Raw genomic sequence first — 20,548 nt, 5'->3', positions numbered from 1 at the left:
TATACAGTAAAGAGATTTTTAACTTTTTGGATTAGAAATTTTTAAGCCAGCCTAATTTTGTACTTAATACATTGTAATAATTATAATTTTTTAGATGTAATAAACGTAGCTTGTGCGGGCTTTTTTCAATATGCACCACATCATCTGGACAAAAATCTAGTGCAATTTGACTATCACAGCCTAATTCCAACTGTGAAGTGTTATGTTCTGCAAAGCGAATTGAAATTTTACTGTCTCCATCAATGACTAATGGTCGCGAAGAAAGTGTGTGTGGGAACATCGGCACAAGGGCAATCGCATTTAAATTTGGTGTTAAAATCGGACCACCAGCGGAAAGCGAATAAGCTGTTGAACCTGTTGGGGTGGAAACAATCAAGCCATCTGAACGTTGAGAAAAGGCAAACTTATCGTTGATATAAACATGGAAATCAATCATGTGCGCAATTTTAGCAGGGTGAATCACCGCCTCATTTACTGCATTACCACTAGAAATAATTTCGCCATTGCGTTCAATTTTAGCTTCCAATAAAAAACGCTCTTCGACAAAAAACTCGCCGCGTTCCAAACAAGCTTCAAGTTGTGCATAAGCATTTTTCGGGTCGATATCAGTCAAAAAGCCCAAGTTACCTCGGTTAATGCCAATCATTGGAATATGATATTTAGCTAAAATACGAGCACGCCCTAGCATATTGCCATCACCACCGATCACAATCACAAGTTGTGCTTGCTCACCGATTTGTTCAACTTTCGCTAAAACCTCTTCGGGTAAACCAAATTTTTCACCGACATCTTTTTCGACTAAAACTTGATAACCTCGCTCCTTCAGCCATTGATACAAGTTTTTATGCATTTGCAAATTAATATCGCGACGTGGTTTTCCCATTAAAGCGATGGTTTTAAATGATTTAACTAATTCATCCATAACTATGATTGCTCCCAAGTGCAAACTCATCGATTTCTGACCGCACTTGAATTTAAAATTTTAGCCATTATATTACATAGCAATTCAGTTTTGCTAAAATAGCACTAATTTTTGATAAATGGAGAAAAAGATGTCAGAACAAGCACAAAACTTAAATGAAAATGAAGAACTTGTTGAAGAAATTCAGCAGGAAACCACTTCAACGGAAGATCCGTTAGAAGAAGCGATCGCTCGTGTACAAGAGCTTGAAGAACAATTAAAAGCACAAGTAGAAGAAACATCTAAAAAAGAACAAGATTTATTGCTTCGTACTCGTGCAGAAATTGACAATATGCGTCGCCGTAGCGAACAAGATGTTGAAAAAGCGCATAAATTTGCACTGGAAAAATTTTCAAAAGACATTTTGAATACCATTGATAACTTAGAGCGTGCGCTTTCAACACCTGCCAATAAGGAAGATGAAAGCATCAAAGCGTTATTCGATGGTGTGGAGCTAACCTTAAAAGAGTTACTCTCAACGGTGGCTCGCTTTGGTGTTGAACCTGTTGGCGCAGTGGGTGACACCTTTAACCCGGATCTCCACCAAGCCATCTCTATGCAACCAGCTGAAGGGTTTGAAAGCAACCAAATCACCACCGTTTTACAAAAAGGTTATACCTTAAATGGTCGTGTGATTCGCCCAGCTATGGTAATGGTTGCAGCTTAATTTCTTTTCTATGACTTAAAGAGCGGACGATTTTTCGTCCGTTTTTTTATTGCCAAAAATCTTGACATAGATCAAATTTATTAAAAAATAATTTGAGAATAATTCTCAACAAAAACACTCTTTCTTTCCAGATTTAACAAGGTTTCGACTCAATTTCAACTATCAAAAACTGACAAATAACACTACATATTGTGTGTTGATCTATTAAATAAAACTATATATAGTGTTTTCGATTTTTTTCATAGCTACCTTACAGGAGTCATAAAATGAACGCTTTCTTTGTGATTAAGCGTGATGGTTCACGAATTGGGTTTGACCTACAACGTATTACTAATGCAATCAAAAAAGCAGCAAGTGCGGTCAATATTGTTGATGAAATGTATATCCATGATCTGAGCCAGCAGATTAATACTGAAATTTTTAGTCATTATCAGCATGAAATTGATATCAACCAGATTCAAAAAATTGTTGAAAATCACTTAATGACAAGCAAGTATCCACAAATTGCACGTGCTTATATTGAATATCGTCACGATCGCGACCTGGCACGTGAAAAACGCAGCCAATTAACCAAAGAAATTGAAGGACTGATTGAGCAAAGCAATGTGGAATTGCTTAATGAAAACGCAAATAAAGATGCGAAAGTTATCCCTACCCAACGTGATTTACTGGCGGGTATTGTGGCAAAACATTATGCCAAACGTCATATTCTGCCAAGAGATGTCGTTGAAGCCCATGAAAAAGGGGAAATCCACTATCACGACTTAGATTACGCACCATTTTTCCCGATGTTTAACTGCATGCTCGTTGATCTAAAAGGCATGCTTTCGCATGGCTTTAAAATGGGTAATGCCGAAATTGAACCACCGAAATCTATCGGCACAGCAACAGCGGTTACCGCACAAATTATTGCTCAAGTAGCCAGCCATATTTATGGCGGTACAACCATTAATCGCATTGATGAAGTGCTTGCACCTTATGTTCAACTCAGCTTTGAAAAACATTTGAAAAATGCCGCCCAATGGCAAATTCCAGATGCTGAAGGTTATGCAAAAGCGTTGATTGAAAAAGAATGTTTTGATGCATTTCAATCCCTTGAATATGAAGTTAATACGCTCCATACGTCCAATGGTCAAACGCCGTTTGTCACCTTCGGTTTTGGCTTAGGTACAAGTTGGCAAGAACGTTTAATTCAGCAATCAATTTTGAAAAACCGTATTCGTGGTTTGGGTAAAAATCACAAAACGCCCGTCTTCCCTAAACTGGTCTTTACCATTAAAAAAGGCGTGAACCAAAACGAACGAGATCCGAACTATGACATTAAAAAACTGGCATTAGAATGCGCTTCAAAACGCATGTATCCCGATATTTTAAACTATGATCAAGTGGTTAAAGTCACAGGCTCATTCAAAGCCCCAATGGGTTGTCGTAGCTTCTTGGGTGCCTATGAAGAAAACGAGCATGAAGTGCATGATGGTCGCAATAATTTAGGCGTGGTAAGTCTGAATCTGCCTCGCATTGCCCTTGAAGCACAAGGAAATGAAGAAAAATTCTACCGCACTTTAGATGAACGCTTAGCCCTCGCGAAGAAAGCCTTGCTTACCCGTATTGCTCGCTTAGAAAATACCAAAGCCCGTGTCGCGCCAATTCTCTATATGGAAGGCGCTTGCGGCGTTCGACTAAAAGCCGATGATAATGTTGCGGATATTTTCAAAAATGGACGAGCATCAATTTCTTTAGGCTATATTGGTATTCACGAAACCATCAATGCACTGTACAAACAAGGGCATATTTTTGACGATGAACAACTGCGTGAAAAAGGCATCGCGATTGTGCGTCGTTTAAATGGAGCGGTAAAACAATGGCAGAAAGAAACGGGTTATGCATTTAGCCTTTATTCCACACCTAGTGAAAACTTGTGTGATCGTTTCTGCCGTTTAGATACCAAACAATTTGGTGTCATTGACGGCGTTACCGATAAAGGCTACTACACTAACAGCTATCACTTAGATGTAGAGAAAAAAGTGAATCCATACGATAAATTAGACTTTGAAATGCCTTATCCTGAATTAGCGAGTGGCGGCTTTATCTGTTATGGCGAATACCCAAATATTCAACATAACCTGAAAGCACTCGAAGATGTATGGGATTATAGCTACGATCGCGTGCCTTATTACGGCACCAATACGCCAATTGATGAATGTTACGAATGTGGTTTCACAGGAGAATTCAATTGCACAAGCAAAGGCTTTGTCTGCCCAAAATGCGGTAATCATGACAGTGCAAAAGTCTCCGTGACCCGACGGGTTTGTGGTTATCTCGGCAGCCCTGACGCTCGTCCATTCAATGCGGGCAAACAAGAAGAAGTAAAACGTCGAGTAAAACACCTATAATGTCGCGATATTGATTATGATAAAATAGCTCATCAAAAGTGAGCTATTTTTATTTCAACAAAGAAGGAAATACAATGCCAACACTTGCTCAAATTACCCAATCCATCATGCAAGATCCCGATAATCAATCTTTTACTGCAAAAGGTATCGAACCGCTTTTTGCTGCGCCAACTAGCGCTCGTATTAATATCGTCGGACAAGCACCTGGAATTAAAGCCCAAGAAAGTCGTTTATATTGGAATGATAAAAGCGGTGATCGCCTACGTGAATGGCTAGGTGTGGATCGCGATACCTTTTACCATTCAGGTATGTTTGCTGTCATTCCGATGGATTTTTATTACCCAGGCAAAGGCAAATCCGGTGATTTACCGCCACGCAAAGGCTTCGCAGAGAAATGGCATGCACCGATTTTAGCTAACGTACCCAACATAGAGCTCACCATTCTTATCGGGCAATATGCACAAAAATATTATTTACCAGAAAACGAGCTTAATGTGACTGAAACGGTTCACCATTTCCGTGATTTTCTGCCTCAATTTCTCCCTCTCGTTCACCCTTCTCCACGCAACCAAATTTGGCTCAAGAAAAATCCATGGTTTGAGCAAGAGATTATCCCAGTATTACAAAAGCAAGTTAAAGCGATTTTATCTCGTTAATTTATCTCACTAAATTGATATTTAATTATGAAGTGCGGTCAAAAAGCATCCAGTTTTGACCGCACTTTGCTTCAATTAATGTTATAAAAATTCAAACAATCAAAAAACTATGATTCAATCGCTTGTTCCACCTTACGCTTGGCTTCTTCCAACAATGCTTGGGATTTTTGACGCAAGCAGTCGGATTGTTGGATTAAATCGGAGATTTGGGTTTGGATATTTACATCAACTAAAGGTAAGGGAATGTTCAAAAATTCATCTTTATTGATAGCAGTCAAAATTGTACCTGAGCAACCTTGTTTTAAAAGTTGCTGTATAGGCTCGGATTTAAACAACATCAGTAAAGTTTCCGAATTAATTTTTTCAGACGACACCACATAAAAGCCTGTTGAACATAACGCCTGATGATACTGTTCCGATACGATGGCGCAACTGGCAAGCGAGCCTTCAATACTTGAAACAATTACGTCGTTTTTACTGACTTTCCGTCTTGCCCTGCTTGGCAGATTGCATCCTAAATCCAGGCTTGCTCCTGTAATTTCCCCTGAATTTCCAATATTGGATAATTCAATATATTGGTATGTCTGATTATCTTTAGGCGTGTAATTCGCATCCTTCAATTTGCAAGCCGTTCTTATCGGTTCACAACCGTTCGGATAAGCCTGAATTTTTTTCAGATAGCCTTCATACTTTTCCTGATAAAACTCCGCATCCAGCCTGCCCGAAGTGCCAAAACTGTCGGAAAAGGATTTGATACTAACCTTTTGTACTGGCGGGTTGAAGTCTTTTAAGCCTAAATGCTCTAAAAGCAGGTTTTGGGCGGTTTGGTAAGCAATTTTAGAATCTAATATTATCTTTTCTGATTTTTTATATAATTCTTCAATAGATTTCTGAAATTCATTGTTAAATATAGGAACTAGCACTCGCTCTACTTCACGACAGTTAAGATTAACTTGTTCTGTTTGTCTTGAATGATAGTGAAGCATTGCTCTACCTATATATGTATTTAAATAGCAATTTAAAAAATAAGGATTTATTTTATTGCTATTACATCTTATAAGGGCGATATTCTGATTAATATTTGCAGGAAGCAACTCATCAGTAACCATAGCTGTTCTGCCAACTATATCGTAAGTTGCACCAATTATAGTTGTAATAACATCTCCTGATATAAGATTACTCTTTTTTAACTCACTCGCTCCTTTATCAGAAAGATAATCAGTGAAAAAATCAGTAATTTTATTTTCTCTTACATTGTCAGTCTTAATAAATTTTACACTACCGCCATAAAAGCTATCGTTCTGCATTGATGGCGTATGTCCCGTGCAAACAGGAATACTCAATAAGCTACCTAATCTTTGAGTTGTTAAATTTGATAATTTTGAAATAGAGATTTGATATTTTTTTCTATAATGTTCAGCATCCAATCGAAAAGTTTTATCTACTTCATTTTTTAGACTTGAATACTGTAATACTCTCACCTCCAGCCCCTCCAACAACCGCTGGTATTTCGCGGAATCAAAGGGGCTTAAAGCTTTCCCGCAAAAGACAGTTTCTCTTTTTTGGCAAATTCCAAAAAGGCTTCAGCGATACCATCTTGGGTTTTGCCATCATGGTTGAAAAGGTCATGCTTAACGATTAAATGTCCGTGGCTATCCAGCACCGGTGAACCATCTTCATTACGAACAAAGATTTTATCGCCGCTGTTGTCTTTACTCGGTTCCTGCATAGTGGCAAAGAAAATCGGGTAATCTTCGACTTTCGGGCAAAGTTCATCATGCCATTTTTGCACAAATAAAACGCTAGTTTTGGTGCTTGTATGGGGTTTAAATACGTTCCCATGCAAGCCAACTACTGCAAGGATACGACAACGTTCTGCAATAAATTCGCGGATGGCTTTATCGGAGCTATTATTGAAACGACCTTGCGGCAAAACGATTGCCATGCGTCCACCATCTTTTAAGAAATCCAGATTACGTTCGATGAAGAGAATGTCACGCCCAACTTTAGTTTGAGCTTTGCCATTGGGCTTTTTGCCCAGTTCATATTTCGCCAAAATACGGCTTTCTTTAATGTCGCCTGCAAACGGCGGATTCGCCATCAGAATGTCGAAACCGAAATCTCGGTTGCTATCCTTTTGCTTTCTGAGTTTGCGCAGGCCTTTCCAGCCGTTGCCATAAGTATCGAGCCAGTTTTCATCTTTAGTTTTTTCATCCCAGCGTTCCCAATCCAACGTGTTTAAATGCAATACGTTGGTTTGCCCGTCGCCTGCAATCAAATTTAGCGTACGTGCAACGCGTACAGCTCTTTCATCAAAATCGATAGCAAAAACTTTCTTGATAACGTAATCAGTACATTCAATAGGCTTTTCTTCGCTGGTAAACAAATGGCTTTTTTCCATGCCTTGCTCTTTTAGAATCTGTTCCCATACGTGGAAGATTGTGTGAACAGGAAAGCCACAACTGCCTGCAGCTGTGTCGATAATGGTTTCATCCGCAGCTGGATTGAGCATTTTTACGCACATATCAATCACATAGCGCGGCGTAAAATATTGTCCTTTCTCGCCTTTGCTGGATTTGTTAATCAGGTATTCAAAAGCTTCATCCACCACATCCAAATTGGAATTAAACAGCTTAACATCTTGCAGTGAAGAAACACAGACAGACAAATGCGAAGGAGTAAGCTGGATTTTGCTGTCTTCGGAAAATACGCCTTCCCATTTTTCTCGGGCTTTTTCAAATAAATCTTGAATTTTATTTTTTAATTCAATTTCTGTATCGCCACTATTACGAAATACTAAATAGCGTTTTTTGTTCCGGCCGCTCTCCATTTCGTCATAGAGTTTGGTAAAGATCAGCTTAAAGAGCTCTTCAAATACATCCACGCCAGCATTTGCCAAGACCTCGTCTTCCATTTCTAAAATTAAATCTTTCAATGACTTGCGTTCATTGACAAGCTTATCTTTTCGGATTAAATCATCAATAGTGTATTTTTCATTCAATACATCAGACAATTTTTCCGATACTCTCGGCAATGTGGGAATATCTTCAAAGTAATTTGGGTCTTTTCGGTGATAAAAAGAAATGGAATCGCCGTTCGTCCATACACCGATTGGTGCGCCTGTGGCATTGCAATAGGATTTGAGCTGTTCTTTACCGTCTTTGAGTTTAGGTTTTTTGAGTTCAACAATGATATAGGCAGAATTCGGATTGTCTTTATCAAATACAACAATATCTGCCCGTTTACTGTCGTCCCGGCCAAAGGTAACACTATATTCCAGTTGAATACGTTCTGCTGGATAACCGTAGTCATCCATCAAAATCATCAAATACAGTTGGCGGACGATTTCTTCAGGTGTTAGTTTGATTTCTTTATTGCGGATACGGCAAGTTAGGTAATAGTGTTTTTTGTCTTTAACAACTTTTTCACTGATTTGAGATTCAAGTTTAGCCACTTGTTCTGAGCTAAATTGAGAAAGTTTGTAGTTAGAATCTTTTAGGATTGCACTTAGGCTAATTGGTTGGTTGTCCATTGTATTGTCCGTTAGAAGTTATATAAGAAAATTGTTCAGATTCTAACAAATTACTACTGTGTTTTATACTCATCCCTCATTTTTAATGCATAACTTTACTTAAATTAAATTCCATTACTTAAAAAGTATTCACCATTAAATCATCATGTAAAAATTGCTTCACTTTGAACCTACTTTTCTTTCACTGTAATCAATTTTTAGTATGCATTATTTCCTGACTGAGGCCTGTTATGCTAAAATCGCCGGCCTTAAAAATATAGGAAAAAATATGCAAGTAATATCTGTCACAAACTCTCAACGAAAAGCATGGAATAAACAAACTATTATATTCCTTTCTGATGTAGCTCTCTTTTTGATTCTACTCAATACACTTCCTTTTGCCCCTGCTGAGAATAAAGGATTATCTTTACTCGCATTTGTGGCCATTCTATGGCTCACCGAAGCAGTTAGTGTAACCATCACTGCATTATTCGTTCCAATTCTATCTGTTCTATTAGGATTAGCTGATAGTCGAGAAGCCCTCGTAGCCTTTTCAGATCCCACAATCTTCTTATTCTTTGGTGGTTTTGCGCTTGCAACGGCATTAAATGCGCAAAAGATTGACCAAATGATCGCTAATAAAATCATGCAGTTAGCGCGGGGTCGGTTATCTGTTGCTGTACTCTATTTATTCGTCGCAACAGCATTTTTGTCCATGTGGATGAGCAATACCGCTACTGCTGCAATGATGATTCCACTTTCAATGACTATTTTAAGTCAGTTAGACCGTAATAAAGATCACAATACTTATGTATTCGTATTATTAGGCATTGCTTATAGTGCTACCATCGGTGGTATGGGAACCCTTGTAGGTAGCCCACCGAATGCTATTGCAGCATCTCAACTTCATTTAGGTTTTGCAGACTGGTTAATGTATGGCACTCCAGTCATGCTGATTTTATTTCCTGTAATTATTGGTTGGTTATACCTTGTTTTTAAACCGAAACTCGGTCTTCGCTTTGATGCGGAATTTGCCAAAATTCACATGACAAAAAAACGTATTTTAACCTTAACTATTTTTGTGACCGTGGCGATTCTTTGGATTTTTGGTGGCTACATCAACCCTATTCTTTCTCAATTATTAGGTTTACCAAAACCAATTGGCAGCTTTGACAGTATGGTTGCGCTCTCAGCAGCAATTGTCATCTGTGTAACCGGTATCGCAAGCTGGAAAGAAGTGCAAGAAAATACAGAATGGGGCGTATTATTCCTCTTTGGTGGCGGCTTAACCTTAAGTTCTGTACTCACCCATTCAGGTGCAAGTAAAATCATGGCAGATGGTATTGTCTTTATTATTGAAGGCGGTCACTACTATGTAATGGCATTAATTGTTGCTGCCTTTATTGTCTGCTTAACTGAGTTTACGTCAAACACAGCAAGTGCAGCTTTACTGGTTCCAATTTTTATTTCTATCGCACAAGCACTGAATATGCCACCACTTGGTTTTGCGATGATTATTGGCCTAGGTGCATCTTGTGCCTTTATGATGCCAGTTGGTACACCACCGAATGCGATTGTGTACTCGACAGGTTTCGTTAAACAATCCGAAATGATCCGCGTGGGTAAATTTATTGATTTAACCTGTATGGTCATTATTGCAACCATTGCTTATCTATTCTGGATGTAGCCTTTAAATCAAGCAAGTGCGGTTGAAAATCACGTAATTTTAACCGCACTTTTTTATTTTCTTTACGCAAACGTTTGCGGCAAATAAAAATTAACGTATAATTCGCACAATTTTTTTACTTAGGGAAACCAAATGAATAACAACCTGCTTTATACGGTGGAAGACAAACCACCTTTCGGATTGAGTTTACTCCTTGCGGCACAACATTTACTTGCTGCTCTTGGGGGAATTATTGCTGTACCATTGGTCATTGGTAACGTCTTAAAATTACCTACCGAAGACACCATTACGCTAGTGAATGCTGCACTCTTGATTTCTGGTGTAGTCACGGTTATCCAATGTAAAGGCTTAGGACCTGTGGGAATTCGTTTACCAAGTGTGATGGGAACCAGTTTTACTTTCGTTGCCGCTGCACTGGCCATTGGTTTTAGTGAATATGGTATTGCCGGTATTTTAGGGGCTTCTCTTGTTGGTTCACTAGTGATGATTATCGGCAGTTTCTTTATGCCGTATATTCGTAAATTGTTCCCACCAATTGTAACCGGTACCGTTGTCATGATGATCGGTTTAAGCCTGATTCCTGTTGCCGTTGACTGGTTCGCGGGTGGTCAACGTGGTGATGCGAATTATGCTACGCCAGAAAACTTAATGATGGCGAGCTTTGTGTTGGTGATCGTGGTTGCGCTCGTTCAATGGGGAAAAGGGATTTTCTCCGCTGCTGCGATCGTTATTGGGATGATGACAGGTTATATTGTTTGTTTGGCGATGGGCTGGGTGAGCTTTGAAGGCGTAAAACAAGCGCAAACTTTCGCGATTCCACAACCACTACACTTTGGCTTAGCCTTCCCAATTTCAGGCATTATCGGCATGTCCATTGCGTATTTAGTGACGATCGTTGAATCAAGCGGTAACTTCTTAGCACTGGGTAATGCGACTCAAACAGAAATCACCGGTAAACATTTACGCGGTGGCGTTTTAGCCGATGGCTTAGGATCTGCCCTAGCTGCCATTATGTCCACCACACCATTCTCTTCATTCTCACAAAACATTGGCGTCATTTCTCTAACTGGCGTGGCAAGCCGTCACGTGGTTGCGCTAACCGGTGTACTTCTAGCGCTAGCGGGCTTCTTTCCTGTATTCGGTGCATTAATTGTATCAATTCCATTACCAGTATTAGGCGGTGCAGGCTTAATGATGTTCGCGATGATTATCGCTGCAGGTATCCAAATGTTGGATAAAGTGGCTCGTAGCAAACGTAATGGTTTAATTATCGCGATTTCCATTGGCTGTGGCTTAGCCGTGACGACTCGTCCAGAATTGCTTGATAAATTACCGCACTTTTTCAAAGAAGTGCTCGGTTCAGGCATTACTGTAGGTTCATTACTTGCCTTAATTCTTAACCTCGTGCTTCCTGAAGATAAAGTGGAAGAAACAAAAGAATAAAAATAGATAGCGAATAAGGGCAGATTAACACTGCCCTTTTCTTTTCCTGTAAAACATTTCTAAAACTGACCGCACTTTGTTAAAATCAGGCATCATTTTCCATTTATCAAGGAATAAAAATGGCAGATTTACCTTTTTTAGTTGAACTCAACGAACAAAATCTTACTGAAACGTTGCAACGTTCCGTCGAAACCCCGCTTGTCATTAACTTTTATGCGCCAAGCCATAAAGAATCAGCTGATTTTGCAAAAGTTCTACAACGTGTTGCAGAACAACATCAAGGACAATTTATTCTCGGCTTAGTCAATTGTGAAACGGAGCAAATGATTGCCGCACAATTTCGTATTCAAGCGTTGCCAACGACCTACCTTTTCAAAGAGGCTCAAGCATTAGATGCGTTCCCTGGGGCATTAGATGAAGCCAGCTTATTACAACGTTTAAGCGCCATTTTGCCAAAAGAAGAAGATTTAAAATTCCAAAAAGCCTTGGATTTTTTACAAGTGGAAGATTACGACTCTGCCCGTCCATTACTGAAAGAAGCCTGGGAGCTTTCAGATAAGAAAAACAGCGATGTGGCGTTACTTTATGCGGAAACCTATATTGCCATGAAGAAAACGGAACCTGCAGCAGATATTTTATCTCAGATTCCTATTCAGGATCGTGATAGCCGTTGGCATGGATTACAAGCGCAAATCGAACTTTTAATTAAAGCGGCTGATACGCCAGAAATTCAACAATTACAAGCGGATTATAAGAAAAATCCAACGCCTGAAATTGCGTTGAAATTGGCAGTTCAGCTACATCAAGCCAATCGAAACGAAGAAGCATTGGACTTATTATTTAGCATTCTTAAACAAGATCTTTCTGCGGAAAATGGGGAGGTAAAACAGCAGTTTTTATCTATTTTATCAGCCATTGGCAATGCAGATCCTATCACCAATAAATATCGCCGATTGCTGTATTCATTGCTTTACTAATACGATCAACTATTTTTTTATGCATGAAGGCTTTATAATGGACGAATTCCAAAAGCCTCATGCTTTATTTTATAAACAAAGGATTCTTTATGTCAGACGTTAAACACAGCAAATTATTAATTTTAGGTTCAGGCCCTGCAGGCTATACCGCCGCTATTTATGCCGCACGTGCAAACTTAAAACCTGTTTTAGTGACCGGTCTTCAACAAGGTGGTCAACTTACCACTACTGATGAAATTGAAAACTGGCCGGGTGATTTTGAAATGACAACCGGCCCTGGTTTAATGCAACGTATGTTGCAGCACGCTGAAAAATTTGAAACGGAAATCGTGTTTGATCATATCAACAAAGTCGATTTATCTTCTCGTCCGTTCAAGCTTTATGGCGATATGCAAACCTTCACATGTGATGCATTAATCATCGCAACAGGGGCATCAGCACGCTATATCGGGTTAGAATCTGAAACCGCTTATAAAGGCCGTGGCGTTTCAGCTTGTGCAACCTGTGATGGTTTCTTCTATCGCAATAAACCGGTTGCCGTTGTCGGTGGCGGAAATACCGCCGTTGAAGAAGCGCTTTACTTGGCTAATATTGCGTCTGAAGTACATTTAATCCACCGTCGCGATAGTTTCCGTGCGGAAAAAATCCTAATCGATCGCTTATACAAAAAAGTCGAAGAAGGCAAAATCGTGCTTCATACTGACCGCACTTTGAATGAAGTATTAGGCGATAATATGGGCGTAACCGGTGTACGTCTAGAAAACGTGAAAACCGGCGAAAAAGAAGACGTGAAATTAGACGGTTTATTTATTGCCATCGGTCATGCACCAAACACTGAAATTTTCCAAGGTCAGCTTGAACTTAACAACGGTTATATCGTTGTTAAATCAGGCCTTGAAGGTAATGCGACAGCGACCTCTGTGGAAGGCGTATTTGCTGCGGGTGATGTAATGGATCACAACTATCGCCAAGCCATTACTTCAGCGGGTACAGGCTGTATGGCTGCATTAGATGCTGAACGTTATTTAGATGCTCAAGAATAAATAAATTTCCTTATTTATTTCCCCCTCTTTAGCCAAGAGGGGTTAAGGGAGATTTTAAAGAATCAATTTTGTATCAATAAACTCCCCTTCAAGCTCCCTCTCAATAGAGAGGGAGAACTTTTTAAATACTAACTCTACAAATCTATGGACAAACTTCGCCAAAAATATTTACAAAAATGGCTTCGTGCGCAGCAAGAACCTGTTAAAAAATTAATGCGCACCAATATTGCCCTTGCCACACTTTCTTCCTTAATTCTTGTGGCTCAAACCTATTTTCTTGCGACATTGCTCGATAAGCTCATTATGCAACATGTCGATCGCACTGAACTGATTCCCTATTTTATTGCATTAATCATTACTTTTGCTTTGCGTGCAGTTATTTTATGGCTGCGCGAAAAAATTGGCTTTAAAGCAGGTCGATTACTACGCAATCATATGCGCCAAAAGATCTTAGATAAAATCCATCAAGTTGGGCCGGCCACCATCAATAACAAACCAGCTGGTAGCTGGGCAAGTATTATGCTTGAACAAGTGGAAAATCTACATAATTTCTATGCGCGTTTCTTACCACAACAAAGTTTGTCTGCCATTGTACCAATGGTGATTTTAATTGCTGTATTCCCACTCAACTGGGCGGCTGGATTGATTTTGATGGTCACTGCACCGCTTGTGCCTATTTTTATGATTCTGGTAGGAATTGCGGCAGCAGATAGCAGCCAAAAAAATATGGCAACCCTTTCTCGCTTAAGTGCTCAATTCTTGGATCGCTTACGTGGTTTAGAAACCTTACGTCTTTTCAACCGCATTTCAGAACAAACTCAACATATTGAAAGTACAACGGAAGACTTCCGTGAAACGACCATGACGGTACTTAAAATGGCGTTTCTCTCTTCTGCCGTGTTAGAGTTTTTCACCTCCATTTCCATTGCTTTAATGGCGGTGTACTTTGGTTTTAGCTATTTAGGCCAAGTCGAATTTGGTACTTATGGCACTACGCTGACCTTATTTACCGGTTTTTTCTGCTTAATTCTTGCACCAGAGTTTTATCAACCATTGCGTGATCTAGGTACTTACTACCACGATCGTGCAGCCGGTATTGGGGCTGCTGATGCCATTGTCGATTTCTTAGAGGCAGATTATTTAATTGCACATCAAGGCAATGAACAAATTCCAGCACAAAGTGCGGTCGAAATTCAGGCTGAAAATTTAGTGGCGCTTTCTCCACAAGGTCAACCATTAACTAAGCCTCTTTCATTCCATATTCCGAAAGAAAGCCATATTGCCCTTGTCGGTCAAAGTGGTGCGGGGAAAACCTCTTTAATCAATGTATTACTGGGTTTCTTGCCTTATGAAGGTAGCTTAAAAATTAAAGGTGTGGAACTGAATCAAAGCCGTTTAAGCGACTGGCGCAAACAAATTGCTTGGGTCGGACAAAACCCATTACTACTACAAGGTAGCATCAAAGAAAATCTACTTTTAGGCGATATTCAAGCCACCGATGCACAAATCGAGCAAGCCTTGATTTCTGCCCAAGCAAAAGAGTTTACCGATAAATTAGGCTTGGATAGCGAAATTAAAGATGGCGGCATAGGTGTATCTGTAGGCCAAGCTCAACGCTTAGCTATCGCTCGCGCTTTACTCCGCAAAGGCAATTTATTATTACTCGATGAGCCAACAGCTAGCCTTGATGCTCAGTCTGAAAATCTGGTACTTGCTGCTCTTGCTGAAATGAGCCATAACCAAACCACCTTAATGATCACACACCGTATTGAAGATCTAAAACAATGTGACAATATTTTTGTGATGCAAGAAGGTGAAATTGTTCAACAAGGAAATTTCAACCAATTAAAAGATCAAGGCTTCTTTGCCGAATTATTGGCTCAACGAAAAGAGGATATTCAATAATGCGTGCTTTACTTCCCTTTTTACGTTTATTTAAATTCGCCAAGCTGCCTTTATTTTTAGGCTTAGTTTTAATGATCACAGGCCTCGCATCCAGTATTGGCTTACTAACTACCTCCGGTTGGTTTTTAGCGGCAACGTCCATTGCGGGTCTTGGCACGTTATTTAATTTCTTCTATCCTTCTGCCTCTGTGCGTGGGCTTGCCATTGGCCGTACCCTTTTCCGTTATTTTGAAAAGTTGGTAACACACGATGCGACTTTCCGCATTTTGGCTAAATTACGGGTACAAGTTTTTGAGAAAATTATTCCATTAAGTCCTGGTGTGTTAAATCGCTACCGTAACAGCGATTTACTAAACCGCTTAGTGTCTGATGTAGATACCCTTGATAGCCTTTATCTTCGCTTAATTGCGCCATTTATTACGGCTATTTTTGTGATTCTAGCCATGTGTATTGGCCTAAGTTTCGTCAATGCACCTTTAGCCTTAGGTCTAGGTTTGAGCCTGCTTTTATTAGTATTCGTCATTCCAACCATTTTCTACCAACTGGGTAAAAAATTTGGTGATAAACTTGTGCATTCACGTGCGCTTTATCGCACCCAATTCTTAGAATTTATCCAAGCACAAGCGGAATTATTGCTCTTTAATGCCGAAGATAAATTGAAAGATAACATGGCTAAAACTGAAGCTAACTGGCAAGCAGACCAGCAAAAAGAAGCCAATTTAAGTGGATTTTCAACCGCACTTTCACTCTTCTTAAATGGTTTGATTATTGCCGCAATGTTGTGGTTTAGCTCACAAGCGGAATTTGGCAACGATGAATATCGTATGGCATTTATTGCGCTCTTCACTTTTGCGGCCCTTGCATCGTTTGAAATCTTAATGCCATTAGGTTCTGCGTTCTTACATATCGGGCAAGTCATTGCGTCAGCTGAACGCGTGACAGATATTATCGAGCAGCAACCATTAGTGACCTTTAATGGCAAAGCGGAGTTCGATCAAAACGCCACAACATTAATTGAAACCAAAGATCTTTCTTTCACTTATCCTGAACGTCAAAATCGTGCTTTAGAGAATTTGAATTTAACCATTCAAAAAGGTAAAAAAGTCGCCATTTTAGGTAAAACAGGCAGCGGAAAATCCACGTTATTACAGCTTTTAGTACGCAATTACGATGCAAACCAAGGTCAGCTATTTCTTGCTGGCAAGCCGATTGCTGATTACGCCGAAGACACATTACGCAGCCAATTCTGCTTTTTAACGCAACGTGTTCATGTATTTAGCGATACACTTCGTCAAAATCTGCAATTCGCAAGTGCGGTCAATATTTCAGATGAAAAAATGATCGAGGTGTTAAATCAAGTTGGTTTAGGCAAATTGTTGGAACAAGAACAAGGTTTAGATATTTGGCTAGGTGATGGTGGTCGTCCACTTTCTGGTGGAGAACAACGTCGTTTAGGCTTGGCTCGTATTCTGCTTAATGATGCGCCAATTTTATTATTAGATGAGCCAACTGAAGGTTTAGACCGCGAAACTGAACGCCAAATTCTGCGTTTGATTCTTGCCCATGCTGAAAATAAAACCTTAATTATGGTGACTCACCGCTTAACGGCGATTGAGCAATTTGATGAACTTTGTGTGATTGATGAAGCAAAGCTAATAGAAAAAGGCTCTTACGCAGAATTATTGCAATTAGAAAAAGGGTTCTTCAAACAACTAGTGGAACGTGTGTAAAATAAGGAAGAATAAGTTGGGTGGAAATCTTCCCAGCTTATTCTCGGCACACAGAAATTCCGACTTTGGCTGCTTTCTTCCGAACCTGACCGAGTAAACCGGACACCGTTGCGAGAGACCGAGAAGATTTCCATTGATATCGCAATGCGATTAGGTGGGCTATTATGCAAGAATTGGTCCTGTATTGCAAAGGTTAATTTATCAATTCGGTGAATTTGACGAGAAAATCAACCGCACTTTTAAGGTAAAACCATGAACTATCTCCAATACTACCCTACCGATGTTGTAAATGGCGAAGGCACCCGTTGTACCCTTTTCGTGAGCGGTTGTACACATGGTTGCCGAGGTTGTTACAATCAAAAGAGTTGGTCTTTTGATAATGGCGTATTATTTGATGAAGCGATGGAACAACAAATCATTAATGATTTAAAAGATACGCGCATTAAACGTCAAGGGCTCACGCTTTCAGGTGGGGATCCGATGCATCCTCGTAATGTTGAAGCTTTACTTCCTTTTGTAAAACGGGTAAAAAAAGAATGCCCCGATAAGGACATTTGGGTGTGGACGGGATATAAACTGGATGAACTTGATGATTATCAACGTCAAATGTTGCCTTATATTGACGTGCTTATTGATGGGAAATTTATACAAGAACAGGCTGACCCAAGCTTAGTTTGGCGCGGTTCAGCCAATCAAGTAATTTATCGTTTTAAGGTTTAACCGAATAAGGTTAAGCTATTCTGCCAAGCCGTTTCTTTAATCACTTCAGCATTTTCACTTCTTAAACAGCATAATGCCTCAAAGGTGTGAACAATTCGCTCTGGGCGATTAGGTTGTCCTTGAAAACCAAACACCGGCATATCTGGTGTATCCGTTTCTAACACCAACGCCTCTAATGGCAACTTCGCAATCGCTTGGCGCGTTTTATTCGCGCGTTCATAAGTAATAGTGCCGCCTACGCCAATTTTATAGCCTAAATCCACAAATCGTTTTGCTTGATCATAACTTCCAGAAAAACCATGTACCACACCACATTTTTGCAAATTAGCCTGTTTTAAAAATCGGGATAATTGCTCGTGGGATTTTCGACTATGTAAATTAACCGACAGATTGTACTTCTTCGCTAAATAAAGCTGGCTCTCCAAAAAGAGCTGTTGCTTTTGCCATAATTCATCCATCAATAACTCTGGAATCGCACACTCTAAACCAATTTCTGCTACGGCTGTACAATTTTGATCACGTACAGATAACGCCGCATCCAATTTCTCTAAATCATGCTCTTGATGTTCTTTGATATAAAGAGGGTGTAACCCAAGTCCACAATAAAGATGCTCAGGGAAAAGTGCGGTCATATTTTGGATTGTTTTAAAATCCGATTCTTTTACCGCCACAATCAAGATTTTCTGCACATCAGCTTGCTTAGCGTTCTCTACGAGCTGAGCTAATGGCTCTCCCGTATCATGATGAAGATAATCGAGGTGGGTATGAGTATCGAAGAAAGGCATAACGTTATTTCACTTAAGAAAAAAGGTGTGTAGATTGCGCATCCACACACCGAATTAATTATTCAACAGAAACGGATGTAATCACCACATCTTCGGTCGGAACGTCTTGGTGGAAACCTTTATTACCGGTTTTTACTTTTTTAATTTTATCAACCACATCCATGCCTTCAACCACTTCACCGAATACGGCATAGCCCCATTCTTGTACCACTTCGCGACCAAACATCTCTTTTGAACGGTAGTTTAAGAAGTCATTATCTGCCACGTTAATAAAGAATTGTGCCGTTGCAGAATGTGGATCAGAGGTACGCGCCATGGCGATTGTGCCACGTTTGTTACTTAAACGATTGTTAGCTTCATTTTGGATCGGTGCGTTTGTTGCTTTTTCACGCATTCCGCTTTCCATACCACCGCCCTGAATCATAAATCCATCAATAACACGATGAAAAATTGTGTTATCATAGAAACCGTTTTTACAATAGTTTAAAAAGTTTTCTGCAGTGATTGGCGCTTTATCAAAATCAAGTTTAATTTTAATATCGCCAAAATTTGTGTGTAATGTAACCATGTTGTTTTCCTCTTGAAAATTAAGGCATTCATTATTCCACAAATGGCGAGAAAGTGCCACAAGGAGCAGAAAAAGTGCGGTCGTTTTCCAACTAGTTTTAAGAGAAAAAATATGTTAAAGATTTTTAATACCCTCACTCGTGAAAAAGAAGTGTTCAAACCTATCCATGAAGGAAAAGTGGGTATGTATGTGTGTGGCGTGACCGTTTACGATTTATGCCATATTGGCCACGGCCGTACCTTTGTATGTTTTGATGTGATTGCCCGCTATTTACGCTCTTTAGGCTACGATTTGACTTATGTGCGTAATATCACGGATGTAGACGATAAAATCATTAAACGTGCATTAGAAAACAAAGAAACCTGCGATCAACTTGTGGATCGTATGGTGCAAGAAATGTATAAAGATTTTGATGCATTAAACGTATTACGCCCTGATTTTGAGCCTCGTGCAACACACCATATCCCTGAAATTATTGAAATTGTGGAAAAATTGATTGCTCGTGGCCATGCTTATGTTGCAGACAATGGCGACGTGATGTTTGATGTGGAAAGCTTTAAAGAATACGGCAAATTATCGCGCCAAGATCTCGACCAATTACAAGCCGGTGCACGTATTGAAATTAATGAAATCAAGAAAAACCCAATGGATTTCGTGCTTTGGAAAATGTCGAAAGAAAACGAACCAAGCTGGCCATCACCATGGGGTGCGGGCCGTCCAGGTTGGCACATTGAATGTTCAGCAATGAACTGCAAACAACTTGGCGAACATTTTGATATTCACGGTGGCGGTTCTGACCTAATGTTCCCGCATCACGAAAATGAAATCGCCCAATCTTGCTGTGCTCATGGGGGCCAATATGTGAATTATTGGATCCATTCTGGCATGATTATGGTAGATAAAGAAAAAATGTCGAAATCCCTCGGCAACTTCTTCACTATTCGTGATGTATTAAACCACTACAATGCAGAAGCGGTGCGTTATTTCTTATTAACAGCACACTATCGCAGCCAACTCAATTATAGTGAAGAAAACCTGAATTTAGCACAAAGTGCATTAGAACGTTTGTACACCGCTTTACGTGGCACCGATCAAAGTGCGGTTGCTTTTGGTGGTGAAAATTTTGTGGAAGCCTTCCGTGAGGCAATGGATGATGATTTCAATACACCGAATGCCCTTTCTGTCTTATTTGAAATGGCTCGTGAAATCAATAAATTGAAAACTGAAGATACAGAAAAAGCCAATGGTCTTGCTGCTCGTTTACGTGAATTAGCGGGTATCTTAGGTTTACTTCAACAAGATCCAGAAAAATTCTTACAAGCGGGCTCTGACGATGATGAAGTCGCAAAAATTGAAGCGCTCATCAAACAACGCAACGAAGCGCGTGCTGCTAAAGATTGGGCTGCTGCAGATGCGGCTCGTAATGAACTCACTGCAATGGGAATTGTGTTAGAAGACGGCCCTAACGGCACGACGTGGCGTAAACAATAATCTCACTTTGA

Annotated in this window: 16 protein-coding genes and 1 other RNA gene; 11 read left to right on the top strand and 6 right to left on the bottom strand. The window is 39.9% G+C overall.

From position 1 onward, the window contains the following. Window positions 1-31 precede the first annotated feature (31 nt). Window positions 32-922 carry an NAD(+) kinase gene (locus INQ00_RS05825; RefSeq protein WP_197546480.1) on the bottom strand — a complete coding sequence of 297 codons (891 nt, stop codon included), beginning with the start codon at window positions 920-922 and terminating at the stop codon, window positions 32-34. A gap of 130 nt (window positions 923-1,052) precedes the next feature. Between INQ00_RS05825 and grpE the strand changes: the two genes are divergently transcribed. From grpE to INQ00_RS05810, 3 genes are all read left to right on the top strand, one after another. Beyond that, window positions 1,053-1,628, top strand: a complete 576-nt coding sequence (gene grpE / locus INQ00_RS05820; RefSeq protein ID WP_197546479.1) for a nucleotide exchange factor GrpE — start codon at window positions 1,053-1,055, stop codon at window positions 1,626-1,628. Between the two features lie 266 nt (window positions 1,629-1,894). Then, complete coding sequence (gene nrdD, locus INQ00_RS05815) at window positions 1,895-4,021, top strand: anaerobic ribonucleoside-triphosphate reductase (protein ID WP_197546478.1); 2,127 nt, start codon at window positions 1,895-1,897, stop codon at window positions 4,019-4,021. 74 nt (window positions 4,022-4,095) lie between these two features. Next, window positions 4,096-4,677, top strand: a complete 582-nt coding sequence (locus INQ00_RS05810) for a uracil-DNA glycosylase family protein (protein ID WP_197546477.1) — start codon at window positions 4,096-4,098, stop codon at window positions 4,675-4,677. Between the two features lie 107 nt (window positions 4,678-4,784). On the opposite strand, the gene INQ00_RS05805 is transcribed toward INQ00_RS05810, so the two are convergent. Next, window positions 4,785-6,158, bottom strand: a complete 1,374-nt coding sequence (locus INQ00_RS05805; RefSeq protein ID WP_197546476.1) for a restriction endonuclease subunit S — start codon at window positions 6,156-6,158, stop codon at window positions 4,785-4,787. Between the two features lie 47 nt (window positions 6,159-6,205). Next, window positions 6,206-8,209, bottom strand: a complete 2,004-nt coding sequence (locus INQ00_RS05800) for a type I restriction-modification system subunit M (protein WP_197546475.1) — start codon at window positions 8,207-8,209, stop codon at window positions 6,206-6,208. Between the two features lie 268 nt (window positions 8,210-8,477). Between INQ00_RS05800 and INQ00_RS05795 the strand changes: the two genes are divergently transcribed. The 6 genes from INQ00_RS05795 to cydC all read left to right on the top strand — a co-directional run bounded on the left by INQ00_RS05795 (window position 8,478) and on the right by cydC (window position 16,973). Beyond that, window positions 8,478-9,875: a DASS family sodium-coupled anion symporter gene (locus INQ00_RS05795; RefSeq protein WP_197546474.1), complete on the top strand. Its 1,398-nt coding sequence runs from the start codon at window positions 8,478-8,480 to the stop codon at window positions 9,873-9,875. 132 nt (window positions 9,876-10,007) lie between these two features. Next, window positions 10,008-11,318 carry a nucleobase:cation symporter-2 family protein gene (locus tag INQ00_RS05790; RefSeq protein ID WP_197546473.1) on the top strand — a complete coding sequence of 437 codons (1,311 nt, stop codon included), beginning with the start codon at window positions 10,008-10,010 and terminating at the stop codon, window positions 11,316-11,318. 119 nt (window positions 11,319-11,437) lie between these two features. Next, entirely contained in the window at window positions 11,438-12,295 is an 858-nt protein-coding gene (locus INQ00_RS05785) for a thioredoxin family protein (protein WP_197546472.1), read from the top strand. Window positions 12,296-12,384: 89 nt separating this feature from the next. Further along, window positions 12,385-13,338: a thioredoxin-disulfide reductase gene (gene trxB, locus INQ00_RS05780; protein WP_005699879.1), complete on the top strand. Its 954-nt coding sequence runs from the start codon at window positions 12,385-12,387 to the stop codon at window positions 13,336-13,338. A 144-nt stretch (window positions 13,339-13,482) separates the two neighbouring features. Continuing rightward, window positions 13,483-15,243, top strand: coding sequence for a heme ABC transporter permease/ATP-binding protein CydD (gene cydD, locus INQ00_RS05775; RefSeq protein WP_197546471.1), 1,761 nt, complete (start codon window positions 13,483-13,485; stop codon window positions 15,241-15,243). Further along, a complete protein-coding gene (cydC, locus tag INQ00_RS05770; protein WP_197546470.1) occupies window positions 15,243-16,973 on the top strand; it encodes a heme ABC transporter ATP-binding protein/permease CydC in 1,731 nt (576 codons plus the stop codon). The genes cydD and cydC overlap by 1 nt, the downstream gene beginning before the upstream one ends. Before the next feature lie 26 nt (window positions 16,974-16,999). Here the strand turns inward: cydC and ffs are convergent. Next, window positions 17,000-17,098: signal recognition particle sRNA small type (gene ffs / locus INQ00_RS05765), an RNA gene on the bottom strand. Between the two features lie 127 nt (window positions 17,099-17,225). Here ffs and nrdG point away from each other — a divergent pair. Continuing rightward, a complete protein-coding gene (nrdG, locus tag INQ00_RS05760) occupies window positions 17,226-17,693 on the top strand; it encodes an anaerobic ribonucleoside-triphosphate reductase-activating protein (protein ID WP_111328542.1) in 468 nt (155 codons plus the stop codon). Here the strand turns inward: nrdG and INQ00_RS05755 are convergent. Beyond that, window positions 17,690-18,478, bottom strand: a complete 789-nt coding sequence (locus tag INQ00_RS05755) for a TatD family hydrolase (RefSeq protein ID WP_197546469.1) — start codon at window positions 18,476-18,478, stop codon at window positions 17,690-17,692. The two genes, nrdG and INQ00_RS05755, sit on opposite strands and share 4 nt — an antisense overlap. Window positions 18,479-18,536: 58 nt before the next feature. After that, window positions 18,537-19,046: a peptidylprolyl isomerase gene (locus INQ00_RS05750; RefSeq protein ID WP_049384402.1), complete on the bottom strand. Its 510-nt coding sequence runs from the start codon at window positions 19,044-19,046 to the stop codon at window positions 18,537-18,539. Between the two features lie 111 nt (window positions 19,047-19,157). Here INQ00_RS05750 and cysS point away from each other — a divergent pair, with 111 nt between their 5' ends. Continuing rightward, window positions 19,158-20,537: a cysteine--tRNA ligase gene (gene cysS, locus INQ00_RS05745; RefSeq protein ID WP_197544386.1), complete on the top strand. Its 1,380-nt coding sequence runs from the start codon at window positions 19,158-19,160 to the stop codon at window positions 20,535-20,537. Window positions 20,538-20,548: the final 11 nt, after the last annotated feature.

The sequence above is a fragment of the Haemophilus parainfluenzae genome (genome assembly GCF_014931275.1).
GTDB lineage: Bacteria > Pseudomonadota > Gammaproteobacteria > Enterobacterales > Pasteurellaceae > Haemophilus_D.
The sequence above is the reverse complement of the archived record's forward strand: the minus strand, read 5'-3'. Positions and strand labels throughout refer to the sequence as shown.

What these genes read in the sequence shown, in the direction of transcription:
- INQ00_RS05825 (WP_197546480.1), bottom strand. Translation starts at nt 922, where the DNA reads ATGGATGAATTAGTTAAATCATTTAAAACCATCGCTTTAATGGGAAAA.
- grpE (WP_197546479.1), top strand. Translation starts at nt 1,053, where the DNA reads ATGTCAGAACAAGCACAAAACTTAAATGAAAATGAAGAACTTGTTGAA.
- nrdD (WP_197546478.1), top strand. Translation starts at nt 1,895, where the DNA reads ATGAACGCTTTCTTTGTGATTAAGCGTGATGGTTCACGAATTGGGTTT.
- INQ00_RS05810 (WP_197546477.1), top strand. Translation starts at nt 4,096, where the DNA reads ATGCCAACACTTGCTCAAATTACCCAATCCATCATGCAAGATCCCGAT.
- INQ00_RS05800 (WP_197546475.1), bottom strand. Translation starts at nt 8,209, where the DNA reads ATGGACAACCAACCAATTAGCCTAAGTGCAATCCTAAAAGATTCTAAC.
- INQ00_RS05795 (WP_197546474.1), top strand. Translation starts at nt 8,478, where the DNA reads ATGCAAGTAATATCTGTCACAAACTCTCAACGAAAAGCATGGAATAAA.
- INQ00_RS05790 (WP_197546473.1), top strand. Translation starts at nt 10,008, where the DNA reads ATGAATAACAACCTGCTTTATACGGTGGAAGACAAACCACCTTTCGGA.
- INQ00_RS05785 (WP_197546472.1), top strand. Translation starts at nt 11,438, where the DNA reads ATGGCAGATTTACCTTTTTTAGTTGAACTCAACGAACAAAATCTTACT.
- trxB (WP_005699879.1), top strand. Translation starts at nt 12,385, where the DNA reads ATGTCAGACGTTAAACACAGCAAATTATTAATTTTAGGTTCAGGCCCT.
- cydD (WP_197546471.1), top strand. Translation starts at nt 13,483, where the DNA reads ATGGACAAACTTCGCCAAAAATATTTACAAAAATGGCTTCGTGCGCAG.
- cydC (WP_197546470.1), top strand. Translation starts at nt 15,243, where the DNA reads ATGCGTGCTTTACTTCCCTTTTTACGTTTATTTAAATTCGCCAAGCTG.
- nrdG (WP_111328542.1), top strand. Translation starts at nt 17,226, where the DNA reads ATGAACTATCTCCAATACTACCCTACCGATGTTGTAAATGGCGAAGGC.
- INQ00_RS05755 (WP_197546469.1), bottom strand. Translation starts at nt 18,478, where the DNA reads ATGCCTTTCTTCGATACTCATACCCACCTCGATTATCTTCATCATGAT.
- INQ00_RS05750 (WP_049384402.1), bottom strand. Translation starts at nt 19,046, where the DNA reads ATGGTTACATTACACACAAATTTTGGCGATATTAAAATTAAACTTGAT.
- cysS (WP_197544386.1), top strand. Translation starts at nt 19,158, where the DNA reads ATGTTAAAGATTTTTAATACCCTCACTCGTGAAAAAGAAGTGTTCAAA.